The 21,078-nt window shown below is 70.7% G+C and carries 16 protein-coding genes; 7 read left to right on the top strand and 9 right to left on the bottom strand.

Features of this window, described 5'->3' with window-relative positions:
- Positions 1-9 precede the first annotated feature (9 nt).
- A complete protein-coding gene (locus I6I07_RS12700) occupies positions 10-618 on the bottom strand; it encodes a glutathione S-transferase family protein (protein WP_198486915.1) in 609 nt (202 codons plus the stop codon).
- Positions 619-735: 117 nt separating this feature from the next.
- Between I6I07_RS12700 and I6I07_RS12695 the strand changes: the two genes are divergently transcribed.
- Positions 736-1,740 carry a helix-turn-helix transcriptional regulator gene (locus I6I07_RS12695; RefSeq protein WP_198486914.1) on the top strand — a complete coding sequence of 335 codons (1,005 nt, stop codon included), beginning with the start codon at positions 736-738 and terminating at the stop codon, positions 1,738-1,740.
- Between the two features lie 33 nt (positions 1,741-1,773).
- Here I6I07_RS12695 and I6I07_RS12690 read toward each other — a convergent pair whose 3' ends face one another.
- Complete coding sequence (locus I6I07_RS12690) at positions 1,774-2,145, bottom strand: hypothetical protein (protein ID WP_198486913.1); 372 nt, start codon at positions 2,143-2,145, stop codon at positions 1,774-1,776.
- 174 nt (positions 2,146-2,319) lie between these two features.
- Between I6I07_RS12690 and gvpU the strand changes: the two genes are divergently transcribed.
- Complete coding sequence (gvpU, locus tag I6I07_RS12685) at positions 2,320-2,769, top strand: gas vesicle accessory protein GvpU (protein WP_198486912.1); 450 nt, start codon at positions 2,320-2,322, stop codon at positions 2,767-2,769.
- Positions 2,770-2,783: 14 nt separating this feature from the next.
- On the opposite strand, the gene I6I07_RS12680 is transcribed toward gvpU, so the two are convergent.
- Entirely contained in the window at positions 2,784-3,497 is a 714-nt protein-coding gene (locus tag I6I07_RS12680; RefSeq protein WP_198486911.1) for a hypothetical protein, read from the bottom strand.
- A gap of 447 nt (positions 3,498-3,944) precedes the next feature.
- Between I6I07_RS12680 and I6I07_RS12675 the strand changes: the two genes are divergently transcribed.
- The 3 genes from I6I07_RS12675 to I6I07_RS12665 all read left to right on the top strand — a co-directional run bounded on the left by I6I07_RS12675 (position 3,945) and on the right by I6I07_RS12665 (position 6,863).
- Positions 3,945-4,595, top strand: a complete 651-nt coding sequence (locus I6I07_RS12675) for a response regulator (RefSeq protein WP_198486910.1) — start codon at positions 3,945-3,947, stop codon at positions 4,593-4,595.
- Between the two features lie 31 nt (positions 4,596-4,626).
- Positions 4,627-5,322 carry a pentapeptide repeat-containing protein gene (locus tag I6I07_RS12670; protein ID WP_198487513.1) on the top strand — a complete coding sequence of 232 codons (696 nt, stop codon included), beginning with the start codon at positions 4,627-4,629 and terminating at the stop codon, positions 5,320-5,322.
- A gap of 128 nt (positions 5,323-5,450) precedes the next feature.
- Complete coding sequence (locus tag I6I07_RS12665; protein WP_198486909.1) at positions 5,451-6,863, top strand: DUF2252 domain-containing protein; 1,413 nt, start codon at positions 5,451-5,453, stop codon at positions 6,861-6,863.
- 13 nt (positions 6,864-6,876) lie between these two features.
- Here the strand turns inward: I6I07_RS12665 and I6I07_RS12660 are convergent, their stop codons facing one another.
- Both I6I07_RS12660 and I6I07_RS12655 read right to left on the bottom strand, forming a co-directional pair.
- Complete coding sequence (locus I6I07_RS12660; protein ID WP_198486908.1) at positions 6,877-9,120, bottom strand: phosphocholine-specific phospholipase C; 2,244 nt, start codon at positions 9,118-9,120, stop codon at positions 6,877-6,879.
- A gap of 345 nt (positions 9,121-9,465) precedes the next feature.
- On the bottom strand, positions 9,466-10,443 hold the full coding sequence (locus tag I6I07_RS12655) for a GNAT family N-acetyltransferase (RefSeq protein ID WP_198486907.1): 978 nt from the start codon (positions 10,441-10,443) through the stop codon (positions 9,466-9,468).
- A 70-nt stretch (positions 10,444-10,513) separates the two neighbouring features.
- Here I6I07_RS12655 and I6I07_RS12650 point away from each other — a divergent pair, with 70 nt between their 5' ends.
- Positions 10,514-11,326 carry a metallophosphoesterase gene (locus I6I07_RS12650; protein ID WP_198486906.1) on the top strand — a complete coding sequence of 271 codons (813 nt, stop codon included), beginning with the start codon at positions 10,514-10,516 and terminating at the stop codon, positions 11,324-11,326.
- A gap of 19 nt (positions 11,327-11,345) precedes the next feature.
- Here the strand turns inward: I6I07_RS12650 and I6I07_RS12645 are convergent, their stop codons facing one another.
- Genes I6I07_RS12645 through nirB form a run of 3 tightly spaced genes read right to left on the bottom strand, consistent with a single transcriptional unit; the run spans position 11,346 to position 15,582 of the window.
- The gene (locus I6I07_RS12645; protein WP_198486905.1) at positions 11,346-12,614 is read right to left on the bottom strand and encodes a nitrate- and nitrite sensing domain-containing protein; all 1,269 of its coding nucleotides are present in this window, start codon (positions 12,612-12,614) and stop codon (positions 11,346-11,348) included.
- 11 nt (positions 12,615-12,625) lie between these two features.
- The gene (gene nirD, locus I6I07_RS12640; protein ID WP_232626073.1) at positions 12,626-13,030 is read right to left on the bottom strand and encodes a nitrite reductase small subunit NirD; all 405 of its coding nucleotides are present in this window, start codon (positions 13,028-13,030) and stop codon (positions 12,626-12,628) included.
- Positions 13,030-15,582, bottom strand: coding sequence for a nitrite reductase large subunit NirB (gene nirB, locus I6I07_RS12635; RefSeq protein WP_198486904.1), 2,553 nt, complete (start codon positions 15,580-15,582; stop codon positions 13,030-13,032). Before nirB ends, nirD begins: the two co-directional genes overlap by 1 nt.
- 409 nt (positions 15,583-15,991) lie before the next feature.
- Between nirB and I6I07_RS12630 the strand changes: the two genes are divergently transcribed.
- Positions 15,992-20,218, top strand: a complete 4,227-nt coding sequence (locus I6I07_RS12630) for a bifunctional nitrate reductase/sulfite reductase flavoprotein subunit alpha (protein WP_198486903.1) — start codon at positions 15,992-15,994, stop codon at positions 20,216-20,218.
- Between the two features lie 82 nt (positions 20,219-20,300).
- Here the strand turns inward: I6I07_RS12630 and I6I07_RS12625 are convergent, their stop codons facing one another.
- Complete coding sequence (locus I6I07_RS12625) at positions 20,301-21,059, bottom strand: hypothetical protein (RefSeq protein WP_198486902.1); 759 nt, start codon at positions 21,057-21,059, stop codon at positions 20,301-20,303.
- Between the last annotated feature and the right edge of the window lie 19 nt (positions 21,060-21,078).

The following is a 21,078-nucleotide window of genomic DNA, read 5'->3' as shown; positions in this document are numbered from 1 at the left end:
CGGACGGCCTCAGCGGTCGATCTGCATGGCGGGCCGGGCCTGCACCTTGCCCAGCCAGGCCTGCACCTTCGGGTGCGCCGCCACGCGCGCCCCGAGCATCGTGCTGTAGCCGATCACCGAGCCCACCACCAGGTCGGCCAGCGAGTATTCGGCGCCCAGTATCCAGGGCTGGCGCGCCAGGTGGCCGTCCAGCACCGCCAGCAAAACGTCCAGGTCGGCCAGCGCCCGTTCCGCATGGCGCGGATCGCGCTGGCCTTCCTCGCCGTGGCCGACGTGGAACAGGCGCCACAGCACCGCGCCGTACGACACATAGGCCCACGCGCTCCAGGACATGGCGGCCAGCCGTTGCGGCGTGCCCGCGGCGGGCCACAGGCCGCGCTCGACGCCCCATTGCTCGCCCAGCCACAGCTGGATCGCCAGCCCTTCGAACAGCGGCGCGCCGTCCACGGTCAGCGTTGGCACCTTGCCATTCGGATTGATCGCCAGGAATTCGGGGCGATGCTGCTCGCCAGTGCGGATGTCGACCTTCACGCGTTCGTGCGGCACCTGCAGTTCGGCCAGGGCGGCGGCGATCGGGGAGGCGCTGGACTGGGGGTGCCAATAAAAGACGATGGACATGGAAAAAACTCCGGTTTCGTGGATTCCCGCCGCGGCCCCATGGCCGCTGGCGACGGGATGAACTGTAGAATCCATTGCGGACAGTTTCCGCCCTCGATTCGCTTTATCGTTGTCCCCATGCTCACTTCCAGCAACCGTCTCCTGCGCCTGCTTTCGCTATTGCAGACCCGCCGCCACTGGGCCGGCGGCGAGCTGGCGCAGACGCTGGAAGTGCACCCGCGCACGCTGCGGCGCGACATCGACCGCCTGCGCGAACTGGGCTACCCGATCCAGGCCAGCAGCGGCGTGGCGGGCGGCTATGCCTTTCGCGCCGGCAACGCGCTGCCGCCCCTGCTGCTGGACGACGACGAGGCGCTGACGGTGGCCATCACGCTGCGCACCGCGGCCACCGGCTCGGTCGGCGGGGTCGAGGAAGCGGCGCTGCGCGCGCTGGTCAAGCTGGAACAGGTGATGCCCGCCAGGCTGCGCCACAAGGTCGACGCGTTGCGCGCGGCGCTGGTGCCACTGGCGCGCAACGGCCCCTTGGTGGACGCGGGCCAGCTGGCCGCGCTGGCGGCCGCCTGCCGCGACCAGTTGCGCGTGAACTTCGACTACACCGACGGCCGCGGCCAGGCCAGCACGCGCCAGGTCGAGCCGCAGGGGCTGGCGCACACGGGATACCGCTGGTACCTGGTGGCCTGGGACCCGGCGCGCGAGGACTGGCGCACCTTCCGGCTGGACCGCATCGCCGGCGAGGTCACGCTCGGTGCGCATTTCGCGCCGCGCCCGCCGCCGGATGGCGGCGACCTGCGCGCCTATGTAGCGCGCTCGGTCGGCGGCAACCACGCCGAGGAAGCGCGCATCGTGCTGCATGCGCCCAGGGCGGCGATGGCCGCGCGCATCCCGGCGACGGTCGGCGAGATCGAGGCGCTGGATGCGGGCCGTTGCCTGCTGCGATGCACCGGCCAGTCGCTGGACGCGCTGGCGTATTGGCTGATGGCGCTGGAGGTGGAGTTCGACGTGCTCGCGCCCGACGCGCTGGTGGCGCGGCTGCGGGCCGCGGGCGAGCGCGTCGCCGCCATGTTGCGGCGGCACGAGGCGGACCGCGCGGCGCAAGCGGGCGCGCCGGACCCGGGTCGATGATGCGCGGTGGCCCCGGCGGGGCCGCCCGCCAGGTCAGCCGACCTGCTGCTGCCGGGTCTGCTCGGCCTTGGCCAGTTCCTGCATGACCAGCGAGACCTTCTCGGCGATCTTGAGCTTGTCGGCCGCCGACATCGCGTCGTAGTCCTTTTTCGAGATGCCGAGCGAGGCCAGCGCCGCGTAGAACATCTTGTCCTGCAGCGACATGGAGGCGTAGTCCATGAACTCCTGCTCGGACGCCGAGGTGGCGACGGGCGAGGCGCCGCGCACGCCGCCGCCCAGCGCCGACGCGCCGCGCTGCTGCGCGTCCTGGAACGCGGCGCGGAAAGCGCCGTCGGCGCCCGCGGCGGACGACGATAGTCGAAGATCGGCCGCGTCAGCGGCATTCCTGGAATTCACGGTGATCATGGGCGGCCTGCTCTGGGGAAAACACGATTGTCCGCAAGTTACTCCGCGGCCCGCCGCGCCGATGCCGCGGAATGACACCCGATCCGGCTGTTTTTCCGCCGATTGCCCCGATGCGCGCCGGCCGCAGTTCGAGTATCTTGTGACTCCCTCGCACATTCCGGAGCCCATGCCGCCATGAGTCTCGAACCGACCCCCACCCCGTCCCAGCCCGCCCCCGCCGTCACCGCGCCGCCGGCCGACGTTTTCCTGCAGTTCCTGGTGAACCTGGTGAACAACGGCGGCCAGCTCAAGAGCATCGGCGTGACGCTGCAGATGGGCGGCATGCTGGTGTCCGGTTCGATCGTGTCGGGCGCCGAGTACTTCGACCGTTTCGCCGAGACCTTCGCCGACTCGCTGTCGGACATGGACAGCCAGGCGCGGCAATCGGTGCGCACCTCGCTGGCGGAACTGGGCGACGTGTTCCGGCTGCCGCAACCGGCCGAACCCCTGCCCAACTACATCCATCTGGCCGACGCCCTGTTCTTCACCGCCGACGGCACCCCGATCGCGGGCCAGCCGACGCTGTGGCGCGGCCGCAGCAACGCGGTCGATGGCTTCATCCTGGGCAGCATGCAGGCTGGCTGAGGCCGCCGCAGACGTCACTCGCCGGGTTGGGCGGGCTGCGGCACGCACACCTGGAAGCTGCGCCAGGCGCCGCCGTCCGCCCGCAACCAGCTCCCCAGGCAGGACCCGCTGAGCGGCGCACTGAGCGCCGGGCCGCGAAACAGCAGCCCGGGCAGCCGCCGCAGCCAGACGAAATCGTTGATATCCTGGATGTCATCCGCGAACACTTCCAGCCCGGCGTCGGCAGCGCGCCCGGCCAACGCGCGCAAGCGGCGCTGCAACGCGCGATCGGCGCCGAGCCCACGCGGAATCTTCAACGTCAGGCCGGATCCGCGCAACGCGCCGCCAGACGCGCCAAGCAATTGCGCGCGCAGGCCCGGAGCGAATTCGGCATAGTAGGTCAGCAGATGCGCCTGCGGCACCAGGCGCAGCAACAATGGAAGGCGGAAGGTCAGGCGCCGGGCGGGCCATTGCAGCCGCTCGCGGCTGGCGGGCGGGCCGATGCGGAGCTGGTCTTGCACAAGGCCGATATCGAGATCGGTGCATAGCCGTTGCGCCAGATCGGCGTCGTGCGACGCCGCCAGCGCATGCTCGAAAGACAGGTCGAGCGCCACCCCGGACCTGGCGGCGAAGGCCACCGCGGCCCGCAGGCGGGCTCGCTGGGCCCCGATATCGGAGAGGCCGCCCGCCGAGGGCGTGGGGCGGTCGACGACCGCGTATTCATGCACCTGGCCTTGCCCGGTGAACACGGGCTGGAATCGCAGGGACGGGGCGTCGTCGCGCGCGGGCCAGGCGTGAACGGATTCACACATGGCGGGGCGGGACCCCGGGCGCCGGCCAGGCGCGGCGCGTGAAGGGAGACATCATGGAACCTCAGGGGCGTGGGCACGCCGCAATGCCGGCCGCGTCGGGCGGAAGATCAATGCAGACAAGACAGGAAGACGATGGTGCCAAAAGCGGACGCGCGACTGCACAAGAAAATTCTCAATCGACCGCGCCCTCCTGGCCGGCGCGATCACGCCGCGCCCCCGGCGCTGCCGCGCGTCCTGCATTCCTGAGAGCCCGCCCATGACTCCCCCCGCTCCCGGCCCGCACGCTTTTCTCCCTTCGTCCGACTTCGGCGCCGCCAGGCCCGGGGCCGGTCCCGGGTGCGGAATAATCCGCCAGCCCTCCCGGCCAACCTGATCGCGCCCCGCATGCAAAGACTCCGCATCGTCATCGCCGACGACCATCCGCTGGTTCTGATGGCCATGGCCGACCTGCTGAAAAAGCACCTGGGCTTCGAGGTCGTCGCCGCGCTCGACACGCCCACGGCGCTGGTCGAACAGCTTGCGCGCGACGCGCCGCAGGTGGTGATCACCGACTACGCCATGCCCGGCGACGACCTCTACGGCGACGGCATCCGCCTGGTCAAGTACCTGATCCGCCACTACCCCGGCGTGCGCGTGGTGGTGCTGACCATGGTGTCGAACCCCATGATCGTGTCGGCGCTGTACGACGCCGGCGTGGACGCGGTGGTGTTCAAGCACGACAGCCCGAACGAGATCGTCACCGCCCTGCAGGCGCTGCAACACGGCCGCAAATACTATCCGCCCGGCCTGCCGCGGCGGCGGTCGCCGGCGGGGCGCGGCACGCTCATCGGCGAGCGCATCAACAGCCTGTCGCCCAAGGAATTCGAGGTGCTGCGGCACTTCGTGCGCGGCGAATCGATGATGCAGGTGGCCGGCAGCCTCAAGCGCAGCGTCAAGACCGTCAGCGGCCAGAAGATATCGGCCATGCGCAAGCTGGAGGTGCGCACCGACCAGGAACTGGTGGCGTTCTGCGTCGAGCACGGCATGTTCCAATGAGGGTTCGATGAACCCGATAGAGAAGATGGGCATGACGCGGCAATCCATGGAAACCGTCACCGGCCAGGCGCTGGACCGCCAGGCGATGCAGGCGCTGATCGAGCGGGCCGACGGCCAGCCGCTGACCTTCGACGATTGCGACTTCCAGGAAGCCGACTTCTCGCGCCTGGACCTGCGCGGCGCCCGCTTCACCGCCTGCGCCATCGCCCGCGCCTCGTTCCAGGGCGCGACGCTGGCCGACAGCGTCTGGCGGCGCTGCCGTGGCGGACAGGCCGTGTTCGCCTCGGCCGACGCCAGCGACGCGGTATTCGAGCATTGCGACCTGAACAACGCCAACTGGCGCCGCGCGCGCCTGGCGAGCGCCCGCTTCCAGGGCTGCAAGCTGACCGGCGTCGACTTCGACGGCATCGCCTGCCTGGGCTGGACGCTGGAAGATTGCCTGCTGGTGGGCGCGCTGGTGCGCGGCATCTCGTTTCGCAAGTGTGCATTGCAGCAACTGGATTTCTCCGACGCCGACCTGACCGGCTGCGACCTGCGCGACACGACTTTCCATGGCGGCAGCCTGCGCAACGCCACGCTCAAGAACGTGCGCTTCGAGGGCGCCGACCTGCGCGAGGCCGACCTGGGCGGCATCGACCTGTCCGCCGCCGCGCGGCTGGCCGGCGCGGCCATCTCCAAGACCCAGGCGGCCGCGCTGCTGGCCGAACTGCGCATCACCGTGATCTGAGGCGGCGGTCAGGGGCCGGGCGCCGCGACGGCCGGCGCGCTGACGCGGACGCCCGCAACGGGTGCAGTCCCGCTACACTCCTGGCGACAGGCCGGTCATCGGCGCCGGTCCGCGACCAGGGAACCGCCATGCTCGAAACAGACAGCATTCAAGCGCGCAGGTCCAACGGACAGAAGGCCCGGGAGCACGTCAAGCGTTCGGCCCACGCCGCCCTCGGCAATGTCGACCGGGACCCGATCCGGTTGCTGCGGATCAACAGCGCCGGGCGGGTACAGGCCCTGGTTCCGCTGCGCTACGGCCGCATGGCGGCCTCGCCCTTCACCTTCTTTCGCGGCGCCGCCATCCTGCAGGCGCACGACCTGGCCGGCACCCCGCATACCGGTATCTCCATTCCCATCTGCGGCGACGCCCACCTGCTCAACTTCGGCGGCTTCGCCACGCCCGAGCGGCAGTTGCTGTTCGACCTGAACGACTTCGACGAAACCGCCACCGGCCCGTGGGAATGGGACGTCAAGCGGCTGACGGCGAGTCTGGCGGTGGCGGCGGCGCACATGGGCTACGGCCGCGGCGACAGCGCCGACATCGTCATGGCGGCCACCAGTGAATACCAGTTGCGCATGAACGAGTATGCGCAGAACAGCACGCTCGACGTCTGGTACGAGGGCATCACCTTCGAGCGCATGCTGCAGGACGCGGAAACCCCCGAGGGCCGCCGCCTGATCGGCCGCGCCATGGAAAAGGCCGCCGGCCGCACCAACGAGAGCATGCTGCGCAAGATGGCGTACCTGGAAGGCGACCGCTGGCGTATCCGCGACGCGCCGCCGGCCATGTTCCATCCCAGCGGCCCGGTCACCCTGCTGGGCAAGGCCGAGCACTGGCCCGACACGCCGACCTGGAAAAAGAAGATGGCCAAGTGCTATGCCGGCTATCTCGACAGCCTGGCGCCGGACCGGCGCGAGCTGCTCAAGCACTTCGCGGTGCAGGACGTGGTCTTCAAGGTGGTGGGCGTGGGCAGCGTGGGCACGGTCTGCCTGGTGATGCTGATGGTCGACAGCTGGGGCAATCCGCTGTTCCTGCAGGTCAAGGAGGCGCGCCAATCCGTCATCGCCCGCTATGCCCGCGACAAGGCGCCCGCGCATGACGGGTATCGCGTGGTGGCGGGCCAGCGGCTGCTGCAGGCGGCCAGCGACATCTTCCTGGGCTGGGCCACCGGGCCGCGCGGCAGGCACTATTACTTCCGCCAGTTGCGCGACATGAAAGTGTCGGCCGACGTCGAGAGCTTCAACCAGAAGATCCTGACCGGCTACGCCCGCATGTGCGGCCGCGCGCTGGCGCGGGCCCATGCCAAGGCCAGCGGGCACTCGGTGGAACTGGCCGCGTACATGGGACGCGCGGGCCAGTTCCCCGAGGCGCTGCTGGCGTATGCGCAGGGCTACGCGCGGCAGAACGAGAAGGACTACCGCCGCTTCCTCGAGGCCTGCCGCGCGGGCAAGCTGCCCATGCGCACCGACGAGGACATGGCGGCGGACTTCCGCGTCTGACCGCGCCCGGCCGTCAGGCGCCGGCCACGCCCATGGCCGGATCGCTCACCGTGTGCGCGCCGGTCTCGACGCGGCCGGCGAAGCGGCGGTAGAACGCCGGATCGCTGGAGCAGGTGACGGCGAAGTCGTACCACTGGCCGCTGGCCGCCAGCCCCCAGTTGCGGGTGGCCTTGCCGCCGCCCGCCACGTCCAGCGTCAGCGCCGCGTCCTGGCGGTACGCCTGCGGCGCGACCGTGAAGGTGCAGGACTTGGCGCCAGTGTTGAGCAGCTCGGCATAGACCTCGCCATTGGCGATGTCGTAGCAGACCCGGATCTCGGGCAACGCGCCGCTGTCGGCGATGCGGTTGGTGTCGCCCTTGAAGTGGCGGTGGTAGCCGTTGGGGCCAAGCACCCACAGGTCATACATGCCCAGGTTGTCCTGCAATGCGTTCCAGGTGTCCGACAGCGTCTTGCCGGCCTCGACCGCGTAGCGGCGCGGCAGCCGATCCAGGTGATAGCGGTCGTAGACGTGGAACACCGCGCCCTGCGTGCCGGTGTTGGCGAACACCAGTTCCACCGTGCCGGCCGCGGCGCAGCGCGCGCTGGTGTGCAGTTCGTACGGCAGCGCGCGCGACGGCCGCGTGCCGCTGGCCTGCAGCGGCAGCTGCATGTCGGTGGGCAGCGGCATCTGCGGCAGGGCTTCCTGCGCGGTGCGCAACTGGTCGGCGGCCGCGCGCGTGGCGCGTCCGGCCAGCGTCGGCAGCGCCTCGGTGTTGGGCGTCTTGAAGTTGAAGGCGCTGGTCAGGTCGCCGCAAACCGCGCGGCGGAACGGGCTGATGTTGGGCTCGGCCACGCCGAAACGCGCTTCCAGGAAACGCAGCACCGAGGTGTGGTCGAACACTTGCGAGTTGACCCAGCCGCCGCGGCTCCAGGGCGAGATCACGTACATCGGCACGCGCGGGCCAGGGCCGTACACGCGGCCGTCCTTGGTCGCCGGCTGGCTGGCGCTGCCGGCGGGCGAGGCATGCGTGAAGTACTCGGGCGTCAGGTCGGCATCGGCCAGCGTGGTCTTGCCGGCGGCGCTGCCGCCGGCATCGCGCGACGGCGCGGACGGCGACGGCACGTGGTCGAAGTAGCCATCGTTCTCGTCGAAGTTCACCAGCAGCACCGTCTTGCTCCAGACCTCGGGCACCGCGGTCAGCGCGTCCAGCACTTCCTGCAGGAACCAGGCGCCCTGCACCGGGCTCGACGGGCCGGGGTGTTCGCAGTAGATCGACGGCGCGTTCATCCAGGACACCTGCGGCAGCTTGCCGTCGCGGATGTCGCGCTTGAAGGCGTCCAGGTAGTTCTCGGGCGCGGCGCCCGGCAGCGTGTTGGCCACGCCCTTGTAGAGCGGATTGGCGGCGTTGTCGGTGGCCGGGTCGTAGGCCTTGTACGGCAAGGCCTGGCCGGTGTTGGCGTAGGGCACGCCGGGCTCACCGCCGCTGGACACCGGGAACCCGGAATTCACGTTGGCCTGGCGGAAGGTGCGGAACGCGCCCAGCATGTTGTCGCCCCATTCGTCGGGCATGTTCTGGTACGAGATCCAGCTGACGCCGGCCTGCTCCAGCCGCTCGGCGTAGGTGGTCCAGGTGTAGCCCTTGTTGACGTTGGCCGGCAGGCCGTCGATCCAGTCCCACTCGTTGTTGACGAAGGCGGTGTTGGTGGGCACGGCGCCGTTGGTGCCGGTCAGGTGGAACGAGCGGTTGGCGTCGGTGCCGGTGTGCATCGAACAGTGATAGGCATCGCACAGCGTGAACGCATTGGCGAGCGCGAACTGGAACGGCAGCTCGCGTTCCTTGAAGTAGCCCATCGAGATGTCGTTCTTGTGCGTCGGCCATTGCGCCATGCGGCCGCCGTCCCAGGCCTTCTGGCTGTCGTCCCAGCTGTGCGGGGTGCCCGACGCGCGCTGCGCGTTGTTGGTGGTGCCGTCGATGTGGAACGGCGTCAGCACGGCGCCGTTGCCGCGTTGCTGCTGCCAGACCTTGCGGCCGTTGGCGAGCGGGATCGGGAAGCGGTCGCCGAAGCCGCGCACGCCCTTGAGCGTGCCGAAGTAATGGTCGAACGAGCGGTTCTCCTGCATCAGGATGATGACGTGCTCGACGTCCTTGATGGTGCCGGTGGCGTTGTTGGCGGGAATGGCGAGGGCGCGGCGGATGCTGGGCGGGAAGGCGGCGAGCGCGGCGGCGGCGAAGCCCGCGCCCGTGGCGGTCTGGAGGAAATTGCGGCGGGAGGTCATCGGGTGTGCTCGGAATCGTGGAGGTCGGCGCTACCGCCGCTTACGGGGCGCAACGCAGCTGCGGCGCGGTCGGTGGGGTGACCGGCGGCTGCGCGGGATCATCGGAGGAATCGTCACCGCCACAGGCGGCGAGCGTGGCGGCCGCGAGCAGGACCGCGGCAAGGGTTCTTGCAAGACTCTTGGAGGGCATGGGGAGGTTCTTTGGAAAGAGGAGGACCGACCTTGCCGCGACCAGCCGGCAAGACCCCAGCGAGTCTAGGAATGCGACGTGACAGCGCCGTGAAAGGTGGCGTGCCGAAGCGGGCCGCGGCGCGTGCGCGCGGCCTCAGTGTGTGTCCAGATGCGTCAGCGCGCGGGCCGGCTGAAGCGCTGCTCCACCACCACGCCGCCCCACTGCGTGCCCTCGGCTTCCTCGGTCAGCACGAAGCCTTCGGACTCGTACAGATGGCGCGCGGCGTCCAATCCCTTGAAGGTCCACAGATACGTTTCGTCAACATCGAGCGTGTCGGCGAAGCGCATCGCGCGAGTCAACAACGCGCGGCCGACGCCGAGTCCGCGCAGCGATTCATCGACGATGAACCAGCGCAGGTGCGCGGTGCGTTTCCGCAGGTCGCTGTCGATGGCGATGGAGGCCAGCGTGCGATTGCCGTCGGCATAGCGCCACAGGTTCTTGCCCGGCGCCGGCAACGCTTCGGCGAAGGCCGCCAGGCCCGTCGCCACCAGGCGCTCGAACACCACGCCGAAGCCGGCGGCCTGGGCGTAGTAGCGCGCATGCAAGGCGGCCACGTCGCCGATACAGCCCGGCGCGTAGCCTTCCTGGATCTGCAGTTCGATCGCGTCGCTGGCCTGGGCGGCGCGCGTGTTCGGATTCTCGCGCGCCAGCGCGTCGGCATACAGCGACAGGTAGCGCACCAGGATTTCCTGGTCGGGCGGCGCCAGTTGCCGCAAGGCGCGCGACACCTGCTCGGTGGCGAACTGGTCGATGCGGTTGCGCAGGTCCAGGCCCGCTGGCGTCAGCGACAGGCGCGAGGCGCGCGCGTCGCCGCTGTCGGTTTCGCGCGCCACCAGGCCGGCCGCCTCCAGCTTGGCGACCTGGCGGCTGGTATTGGACTTGTCCAGCCGCAGCACCAGCGCCAGGTCGCGCGCCTGGATGCCCGGCTGCAGGCCGATCTCGATGATGGCGTGCACCGCCGACGGCGCCAGCTCGCTGCCGGCCAGCGAGGGCCGCATGAAACCGAGTTCGCGCACCAGCTTGCGCGAGAATTCCCGCAGGTCGCGGATGGTCTGTTCGCGGGATCGGGTGGGAAAGTCGATAAGATCCATGGTGGCGCGTCCTGAAGTTGCGGGTCGCAACCAATTTACTTGCGAATCGCAACCAAGACAAGCCCGGCCCATGAAAATTCAATTGCTGTCCGATCTGCACCTGGAATCCGACCCCACTTTCGTCGCGGAGCCGACGCCGGGCGCGGACCTGCTGGTGCTGGCGGGCGACATCGGCTCCTACCAGCAACGCTCGCGGCTGGCGACGGACGACTTCGGCCTGGGCCGCTATGCGCCGCGCCACGGCTGGCCGACGCCGGTGGTCTATGTGCCGGGCAACCACGAATACGACAACCTCGATTTCGACGAAACCCACGAGCGCCTGCGGGCGCTGTGCCAGGCGCTGGGAATCCAGTGGCTGGAACGCGAGACCCTGGTGATCGACGGCGTGCGGCTGGTGGGCACCACGCTATGGACCGACTTCGACGCGCTGGCCGCGCCGGGCGACACGCTGACGCAGGCGCTGGCCAAGCGCGGCAAGGCCTTCCGCGCCGCCGACTTCTACCTGGAAAAGGCGCAGATGCGGCGCCACGGCGCGCCCTTCATGGCCGAGCAGATGCGCGAGCAGGGCCTGGCCTGTCAGGCCTGGCTGGAAACAGCGCTGCGCGCGCCGTTCGACGGCCCCACGGTCGCCATCACCCACTTCGCGCCAAGCCTGGCCAGCGCCGATCCGCGCTACGGCGTGACGCCGGGCACCGCCGGCTTCTGCAACGCGCTGGACCACCTGCTGCCGCTGGCCGACATGTGGCTGCACGGCCACCTGCACTGCCCGCTGGACTACGTGAAGGACGGCTGCCACGTGGTCGCCAATCCGCTGGGCTACGCCCGCAAGGGCGAGCAGGAGGGCTACCTGCCCGACGCGCTGTGGGACGTGCCGCGCGCGTAGGCTGGCATCGCGGCGGCGTTCAGCGCGCCGCGGTATCGAGTTCGGCCAGCACCTGCCGGGCGACCTCGTCGAGCGAGCGGCGACAGTCCATCGCGACACGCTGCAATTGGTCGTGCGCGGCCTGTTCGCTCAGGCCGTGGCGGCTGACCAGCAGCCACTTGGCGCGTTCGACCCGCCGCCGTTCCTCCAGCGCGCCGCGCGCCAGCGCCAGCGCGTCGTCCGACTGCCGCAGGCGCTGCGCCTGATCGCGCATCAGGTCGAGGATGGAGCGTTCCATGGCCTCGCCCACGCCGTCCTGCGGCGGCACATCGAGAATGCGGCCCTGCAGCTGGAACAGCATCGCCGGCGCGTCGTCGCTGGCGTGATCGGCGAAACGGCTCAGCAGCAGCCGGTGGTTGTCGAGCTCGGCGCGGGTCTCGACGATGCGGCGATGGCATTGCAGCGTCAGGGCCTCGGCCAGCAGGCTTTCGACCGCGCGCATGGCGTCGATGCGTTCGGTGCAAAGACCGAACCACAGTTCGGCCAGGCCGGCGTCGACGCGTTCGGCCTCGGAGGTCCGCAGCGCCATGTCGCGCAATCGCAGCACCGGGCCGGCGCCCTGCTGCAGCCGTTCCCACGCGGCCAGCGCGTCCGCGCCGGCGTATTGCGCGAAACTGTCGAAGCAGCGCTTCTGCAGGTCCGCCAGCTCCAGCACGCGGGCCTTCTGCGATTCGGTGAAGTATCCGGCGGTGTAGCCCATGACGCCATAGGCGCGTTCCTGGCCGCACAGCTCCTTGCCCTGCATGAAATTCAGCAGCGCCACCAGCAGGCGCGTGACGCCCGCGTCCAGCGACGAGTCGGCGGCTTCGAACACCAGCGCGAACAGGCTGGCGATGAGCCGCGTGAAGACCGCGCCGGCCTCTTCCGCCGCCACGCGGCGATCGCGGATGGCGCGGCGCGTGCGCGGCAGTTCGTCCAGGCGGTACAGCGCGTACGCGATGCAGTTGAGCAGCCGCGCCTTGCCGGCGCTGCGGGTGGCATCCGGTTCCAGGCGGTCGAGGAAACGGCGCACTTCCTCCTCGACCGCGCAGGCGTCCGAACTGAGGCCCGCCAGCGTCTGGCGCAACGCGTCCTGGCCGCCGCACAGGTACAGGTTGGACGAGCCGCGCTCCTTCTGCAGCACGTGCACCAGCTTGCTGACCAGGGTGGCCAGTTCACAGGTGCTGGCCAGCGCCTCGAGCCCGTGCAGCTCGCTGCGGCGGGCCGCCAGGAGGAAGCGCAGGGTCGAGGGCATGGCGTGCCGCGGCATGGCGGGCATCCTCAAGCCGTCGCGGGCGGTTGGACTTCGACCGCGTCGCCGTTGAAACGCACGGGCCACGCCCGCAGCGATTGTTCGGGGTATTCGACACAGGCGCCGTCGCGCAGCCGGAAGTGCTGCTTGTACAACGGCGAGGCCACCACCAGTTCGCCGGCCAGGTGGCCGACGATGCCGCGGCCGATGACGTTGGCGCCCGATTTCGGATCGCGGTTGTCGATGGCGTACAGCGTTTCACCGGCAACCGCCGGCAAATAGAACAGGGCCACCTGGCGGCCCTCGACCAATGCCACCACTCCGGAGCCGGCGACCAGATCGCGGCGGGTGCAGACGGGGCGCCATGACGCGACGCCGAACATGGCGTCGGGCGGGGGATCCTGGCGCAGGGCAATCACGACATTCGAACGCATCAGGCAAGCTCCTCGGCGATGGGAATCACGCGCGCGGCCGGCGCGGGGCGCGGCTGACCGCGCTCCTGTACGAAGCGGATGTCCGGATCCGCGGCGGCGCTGTTGACGAAGGTGCGGAAACGCTTGAGCTTTTCCGGGTCGGACAGGGCGTTGGCCCATTCGCATTCGTAGCGGTCCACCACCAGCTGCATCTGCGCCTCCAGTTCGGCGCCCAGCCCCAGGCTGTCGTCGATGACCACGGCCTTGAGGTAGTCCAGCCCGCCTTCCAGCGACTCGCGCCAGACGGAAGTGCGTTGCAGCTTGTCGGCGGTGCGGATGTAGAACATCAGCAGGCGGTCGATATGGCGGATCAGGGTGGCGTCGTCCAGGTCCTGCGCAAACAGCTCGGCGTGGCGTGGCCGCATGCCGCCGTTGCCGCACACGTACAGGTTCCAGCCGTTCTCGGTGGCGATGACGCCGATGTCCTTGCTCTGCGCCTCGGCGCATTCGCGGGTGCAGCCCGAGACCGCGAATTTGAGCTTGTGCGGCGCGCGCAGGCCCTTGTAGCGGTCTTCGATGCGCAGCGCCATGGCGACGCTGTCCTGCACGCCGTAGCGGCACCAGGTGCTGCCGACGCAGGACTTCACGGTGCGGGTGGACTTGCCGTAGGCGTGGCCGGTCTCGAAGCCGGCGGCGATCAGTTCGGCCCAGATGTCGGGCAGCTCGTGCAACTGCGCGCCGAACAGGTCGATGCGCTGGCCGCCGGTGATCTTGGTGTAGAGCTTGTATTTTTTGGCCACGGCGCCGATCGCGATCAGGCCGTCGGGCGTGACCTCGCCACCCGGAATGCGCGGCACCACCGAGTAGGTGCCGTTCTTCTGCATGTTGGCCATGAAGGTGTCGTTGGTGTCCTGCAGCGGCACCAGGTTCGGGTCCTGGATCGGGCGGTTCCAGCACGAGGCCAGGATCGAGGCCACCACCGGCTTGCACAGGTCGCAGCCGACGTGGCCGCGGCCATGGCGCGCCAGCAGTTCCTCGAACGATTCGATGCCCTGCACTCGCACGATGGCGTAGAGCTCCTGGCGGGTGTACGCGAAATGCTCGCACAGGCTCTTGTCCACCGCGACGCCGCGGCTCGCCAGTTCGTGTTCCACCACCTGCTTGAGCAGGGCCGCGCAGCCGCCGCAGCCGGTGGCGGCCTTGGTGCAGGCCTTGACGCCGCCGACATCGGCGCAGCCGCCGTCGAGCGCGTCGCAGATGGCGGCCTTGCTGACGTTGTGGCACGAACAGATGGTGGCGGTGGCCGGCAACGCGCCGGCGCCCAGCGCGGGCGCGGCCTGGCCGGCGTGCAGGATCAGGCTGGCCGGGTCGGGCGGCGGCGCGATGCCGTTCTGCGCGTATTGCAGCAGCGTGTCGTAGTAGCTATTGTCGCCCACCAGCACCGCGCCCAGCACGCGCTTGCCGTCGGCCGACACCACCAGGCGGCGGTACGAGGCGCCGGCCTCGTCGATGTAGCGGTAGCTGCGCGCGCCCGGCGTGGCGCCGTGGGCGTCGCCGATCGAACCGACGTCCACGCCCAGCAGCTTGAGCTTGGTCGACATGTCGGCGCCGGCGAACGGCGCGCCGGCCTCGCCACAGAGGTCGGCGGCGGCCACGCGCGCCATCTGGTAGCCGGGCGCCACCAGGCCGAAGATGGCGCCGTCGAACGCGGCGCATTCGCCGATCGCGTAGACCGACGCATCGCTGCTGCGGCAATGGCCGTCGACGGCAACGCCGCCGCGCTCGGCCACCGTCAGCCCCGCCTGGCGCGCCAGGCCGTCGCGCGGCCGGATGCCGGCCGAGAACACGATCAGGTCGGTCTCCAGCGGCGCGCCTTCGGCGAAGCGCATGCGGTAGCGGTACTGCGTGCCGTCCTTGATCTCCTGCGTGGCGCGCGACAGGTGCACGCCCACGCCCAGCGTCTCGATGCGCGCCTTGAGCGCCGCGCCGCCGGCTTCGTCCAGCTGCACCGGCATCAGGCGCGGCGCGAACTCGACCACGTGCGCTTCCAGCCCCAGCGACTTGAGCGCGTTGGCGGCCTCCAGGCCCAGCAGGCCGCCGCCCACCACCACGCCGCGCCGGGCGCCGTCGGCCGCCGCGCGGATCTGGTCCAGGTCATCCAGCGTGCGGTACACCAGGCGCGAAGCCCCCTCGGCGCCGGCGATCGGCGGCACGAAGGGATAGGAGCCGGTGGCCAGCACCAGCTTGTCGTAGCCGTGGCTGCCGTCGGCCGTCACCACCCGCCGCGCGTGGCGGTCGATGCGCAGCACCGGCGTGCCCAGCCGCAGCGACAGGCCCGGCCGTTCGTAGAACGCGGCGTCGCTCATGGCCATCGACTCGGCATCGCGTCCGCCTATGTACTCGGACAGGTGCACGCGATCGTAGGCGCGCCGGCCCTCTTCGCCGAACACCAGGATGCGATAGCGCGCCAGCGCGCCGCGCTCGATCAGTTGTTCGACGCAGTGATGGCCGACCATGCCATTGCCGATGACGATCAGGGTCTGCATGGAAGTCGTGGAGGTCGCTGTGCTCATGGGTCTATCCAGGCTGGGCCGTTCGGTTTTCAAAAGACAAACGGCGCCCGGGACTGTTGGGTCCGGGCGCCGTTGCCTGCAAAGCTTGCGTTGTCTGGCCGGACACGGGCCCGGTATGGCAATCAAAGCAATAAGCGTGCCATCGCGGCGGCGCCCGAGCGGCGGCCCGCCGCCTCCTGCACCGCGCACCCAAACGGGTCGGCGGCGCACCAATTCGGTGCCATCGCGCACCACCGCGCGCGCCGCGCGCCCTCAGGGTCCCCGCCATGCCGGTGACGCGCGACTGGCATGGAACTTGCATCGACAGGGCATCGACCCGGCCACGCCGGGAACCAACCAGGGCAATGGCGCCCTGCCCGCCCGGCCGCTGGCCGCGCAGGCAGGGCGCTTTCTTTTTTGGGAACCGAGCATGAGCGGCAGCCAGCGCACCGTGGACACCGTCTGCCCCTACTGCGGCGTGGGCTGCGGCATGACCCTGCACGTGGAACGGGAGCAAGTGGTGAAGATCACCGGCAACCGCGAGCATCCCAGCAACTTCGGCCGCCTCTGCACCAAGGGGTCGTCGGCCCACCTCGCCCTGCGCCAGTCGGGCCGGCTGGAGCACGCCTACGTGCGCGACCGGCGCGGCCAGGACCTGGCGCCGCGGCCGATGGCGGACACCCTGCGCGACACCGCCGGGCGGCTGCGCGCCATCATCGACGCGCACGGCCCCGACGCGGTGTCGCTGTACGTGTCGGGACAGATGTCGATCGAGGCCCAGTACCTGGCCAACAAGCTGGCCAAGGGCTTCATCGGCACCAACAACATCGAATCGAATTCGCGCCTGTGCATGGCCAGCGCCGGCAGCGGCTACAAGCTGTCGCTGGGCGCCGACGGCCCGCCCGGCTCGTACCAGGACATCGACCGCGCCGACCTGTTCCTGGTGATCGGCGCCAACATGGCCGACTGCCATCCGATCCTGTACCTGCGCATGATGGACCGGGTCAAGGCCGGCGCCCGCCTGATCGTGGTCGACCCGCGCCGCACCGCCACCGCCGAGAAGGCGCACCTGCACCTGGCGATCCGGCCCGGCACCGACCTGGCGCTGCTCAACGGGCTGCTGCATCTGCTGCACCAGGCCGGCAAGATCGACGCGGCCTTCATCGCCGCGCACACCGACGGCTGGGAGGCGATGCCGGAGCTGCTGCGCGACTACGCCCCCGAACAGGTCGAGGCGCTGACCGGCATTCCCGCCGCGCAACTGCGCCAGGCCGCCGACTGGATCGGCGCGGCGCCCGAGTGGATGAGCTGCTGGACCATGGGTCTGAACCAGAGCACCCACGGCACCTGGAACACCAACGCGCTGTGCAACCTGCACCTGGCCACCGGCCGCATCTGCCGGCCGGGCAGCGGGCCGTTCTCGCTGACCGGCCAGCCCAACGCCATGGGCGGGCGCGAGATGGGCTACATGGGCCCCGGCCTGCCGGGCCAGCGCAGCGTGCTGTCGGCCACGGACCGCGCCTTCGTCGAGGCGCGCTGGGGCGTGCCGGCCGGCACGCTGCACACGCGGCTGGGGCAAGGCACCATCGACCTGTTCCAGCGCATGGCCACGGGCGAGGTCAAGGCCTGCTGGATCATCTGCACCAACCCGGTGGCCAGCGTGGCCAATCGCGCCAACGTGGTGGCCGGGCTGAAGGCCGCGGAACTGGTGATCGCGCAGGACGCCTACCTGGACACGGAGACCAACCGCTACGCCGACATCCTGCTGCCCGGCGCGTTGTGGGCCGAGGCCGAGGGCGTGATGATCAATTCCGAACGCACCCTGACGCTGATGCCGCGGGCCGTGCCGCCTCCCGGCGACGCGCTGCCCGACTGGCGCATCATCGCCGGTGTGGCCTGCGAGATGGGCTACGGCCACGCGTTCCAGTACGCCAGCGCGGCCGAGGTGTTCGAGGAAATCACCGGCTTCTCCAACCCCGCCACCGGCTACGATCTGCGCGGCGCCAGCCATGCGCGGCTGCGCGAGACGCCGCTGCAATGGCCCTGCGCCAGCGCCGACGGCCCGGACCGCAACCCGATCCGCTATCTCAACGACGGCATCGGCCAGCCGCCGCGCGAGGGGGACGACGGCGCCCGGCCGCGCCTGGTGTTCGCCACCGCCAACGGCCGCGCCCAGTTCCACGCGCGGCCTCACGTCGATCCGGCGGAGCTGCCCGACGCCGACTATCCCATGGTGTTGAACACCGGGCGGCTGCAGCACCAATGGCACACGCTGACCAAGACCGGCAAGGTGCCGATGCTGAACAAGCTCAACCCCGCGCCTTTCGTGGAGATCCATCCCGACGACGCGGCGACGCTCGGCATCGCCGCTGGCGACGGCGTCGAGATCCGTTCCCGCCGCGGCCGCGCGCTGCTGCCCGCCGTCGTCACCGACCGGGTGCGGCCCGGCAACTGCTTCGCCCCCATTCACTGGAACGACGTGTATGGCGACGACCTGTGCATCAACGCCGTCACCAGCGACGCCATCGACCCGGTATCGCAGCAGCCCGAGCTGAAGTTCTGCGCGGTGGCGCTGTGCCGCGTGGCGGCGCCTGCCGGGGGGACGGCGAACGGCGAGGCGCCGGCCGCGTTGGCCATGGCCGAGATGGCGGCCGGCGGCGCCGCTCCCGCCGAGGCCATGGCCGCGCTGCTCGGCCTGACGAGCGGCGCCGAGCCCCCCGCGCTGGATGCGCGCCAGCGCCACTACCTGTCGGGCTTTCTCAACGGCCTGCGGCAGGCCGGCGGCGCGCCGGGCGTGCCGGAGCTGCCCGTCCACGCGCCTTTCGACGAGGCCACCCGCCTGTGGCTCAACGGCCTGCTGCACGGCCTGTACAGCCGCGCGCCGCTGCCGTTGGCGCCGGCGGTCACGCCCGGCGCCGACGCGGGCGAAGCCACTGTCCGCATCATCGGCCCGCGCCCGCGCGTCACCCTGCTGTGGGCCTCGCAGACCGGCAATGCCGAATCGCTGGTGGAACGCAGCGCCACCGCGCTGGCCGCGGCCGGCTTCGAATTGCGCACCGCCTGCATGGCGGACTGCGCGTTGGACGCCCTGGCCCGCAGCCAATACCTGCTGCTGATCACCAGCACCTTCGGCGACGGCGATGCGCCGGACAACGGCCAGGACCTGTGGCGGGCGCTGTCGGCCGCCGCTGCGCCGCGACTGGCGTCGTTGCGCTACGCGGTGCTGGCGCTGGGCGACAGCAACTATGACGCCTTCTGTGGCCACGGCCGCCGGCTCGACCAACGGTTGGCGCAACTGGGCGCACAGCCCTTGCTGGCGCGGGTCGATTGCGACACGGACTACGAAGCGCCGGCCGACGCCTGGCTCGAAAGCGCCATCGCCAGTATCCGTGCGGCCGACGCCGAACAGCATGGCCATCCGGCCGGTGGCCTGATGCCTGACGACATCGCGGTGGCGCTGGCTGCCGAGGCCCCGTCCGCCGTGGCGGTCCGCGTCGCAGCGCCCGAACCGCCCGCCCCGCCGGTCGGCGCGCGCCCCGCCCCGCCCTCCCGCGCGCGTCCGGCTCCCGCGCGCCTGATCGGCAACCAGAGGCTGAATGCCGGCGGCGACAAGGACACGCGCGCGCTGGCGCTGGACATCGCAGACACAGGGCTGGACTACGAAGCGGGCGACGCCCTGGGCGTATGGCCGGTGAACTGTCCCGAACTGGTGGAGGAACTGCTGGCGCAGGCCGGCTTGTCGGGCGACGCCGTGGCCAGCGTGCCGGGCGTGGGCGACATGCCGCTGGCCCGGGCGCTGTCCACGCATTACGAAATCGCGCGCCCCGCGCCGGCCACGCTGGCGCTGATCGCGGAACACGCGCGCGACCCCGGCCTGCGGCAATTGCTGGCCGAGGAGCGCCGCGCCGACCTGCGGCAATGGCTGTGGGGCAAGCAGCTGGCCGACGTGCTGCACGCGTTCCCGGTGGCGCTGCCGGCGCAGGCGTGGCTGGGCGCGCTCAAGCGCCTGCAACCGCGCCTGTACTCCATCGCCTCCAGCCCCAAGGCGCACCCCGGCGAGGTCCACCTGACGGTGTCCGCCGTGCGCTACGACAATGGCCGGCGGCGGCGCAAGGGCGTCTCATCGACCTTCCTGGCCGACCGCGCGGGCGACGTCGAGGTGCCGGTCTTCGTGCAGGAAGCCAGCCACTTCCGGCCGCCACGGCAAGGCGACACGCCGATGATCATGGTCGGCCCCGGCACCGGCGTGGCGCCGTTCCGCGCCTTCCTGCAGGAACGGCGGACGCGCGGCGACCGCGGCCGCAACTGGCTGTTCTTCGGCGAGCGGCACGCGGCCAGCGATTTCTACTATCGCGACGAACTGCAGGCGCTGCGCGACGACGGCCTGCTGACGCGGCTGGACCTGGCGTTCTCGCGCGACCAGGCCGCCAAGGTCTACGTGCAGGACCGCATGCGCGAACACGGCGCGCGGCTGTGGGCCTGGCTGCAGGACGGCGCGCACTTCTATGTGTGCGGCGATGCCGCGCAGATGGCCCGCGACGTCGACGCCATGCTGCGGCAGGTGGTGCGGGAACACGGCGGCATGGACGCCGACGCCGCCGCGGCCTATGTGGCGCGCATGACGGCGGACAAGCGCTATGTGCGCGACGTGTATTGAGAACGCGGCCAGGCTGCCGCGATGATGGCCGGCCGCTGAACGGCGGCCCCGTCGTCCGAGCGCGCCGACAGGCCGAGACGGCTCAGCGCGCGCCGCCGTGGGGGTCGTGCGGATCGTCGGCCGCCAGGCCCGAACCCAGGCCCATGCCCATGCCCATGCCCGCGGCGGCACCGCCGCCACCCGCCGCGCCGCCCTTGCCACCGCCGCCCGCGTCGCCACCGCGGGCGCTGCCCGCGCCCTTGGCGCCGCCGGCCGCAGGCCGGGTCGGACCCTGGCGCGGAATCGCCAGGCCGGCCGGCACCGGCTCCAGGTTCAGCACGCGGCGGATGAAATCGCGCAGCGACACCACCAGTTCGGCGGTCTCGATGCGGCGTCCGGCCACCAGGTCGGAGGCCGCCCGGGCCGCCAACCGCACCTGGTCCTCGGTGCCCAGCAGGATGATGTCGGACAGCGCCGCCTCGACGGCGTCGCGCACCCGCCGCCGACGTTCGCCGCCGGGGCCTTCCAGCGACGTCGGCCGCAGCGGGTCGGCCGCATCGAGATCGGCTTCGTCAAGCGCGTCGGGGTCGCCGGCGGCGGCCGCTTGCGGCACACCGCGACGCAGGTCGCGCAGGTGGCTGGGGTCCACCACCAGGTTGCCGGTGAAGGACCCGCCCAGCGTCTTGTAGGCCGCGATCAACGTACGCAGGCGCTCGTTGATCTGGCGGTTCTCGCGTTCGCGCCGCTGCTGGATGGTCTGCATCACCAGCAGGCGGATCCCCACCCCGATCAGGGTGATGACCGCCAGGCCCAGCAGGGTCGAAAGTACGGTTTGCCAGGAGCTGAAGTCGAGATTTCGCATGGATGTCCTCGTGGCTCCC

This window comes from Achromobacter deleyi (assembly GCF_016127315.1).
GTDB lineage: Bacteria > Pseudomonadota > Gammaproteobacteria > Burkholderiales > Burkholderiaceae_B > Achromobacter > Achromobacter insuavis_A.
The sequence above is the reverse complement of the archived record's forward strand: the minus strand, read 5'-3'. Positions and strand labels throughout refer to the sequence as shown.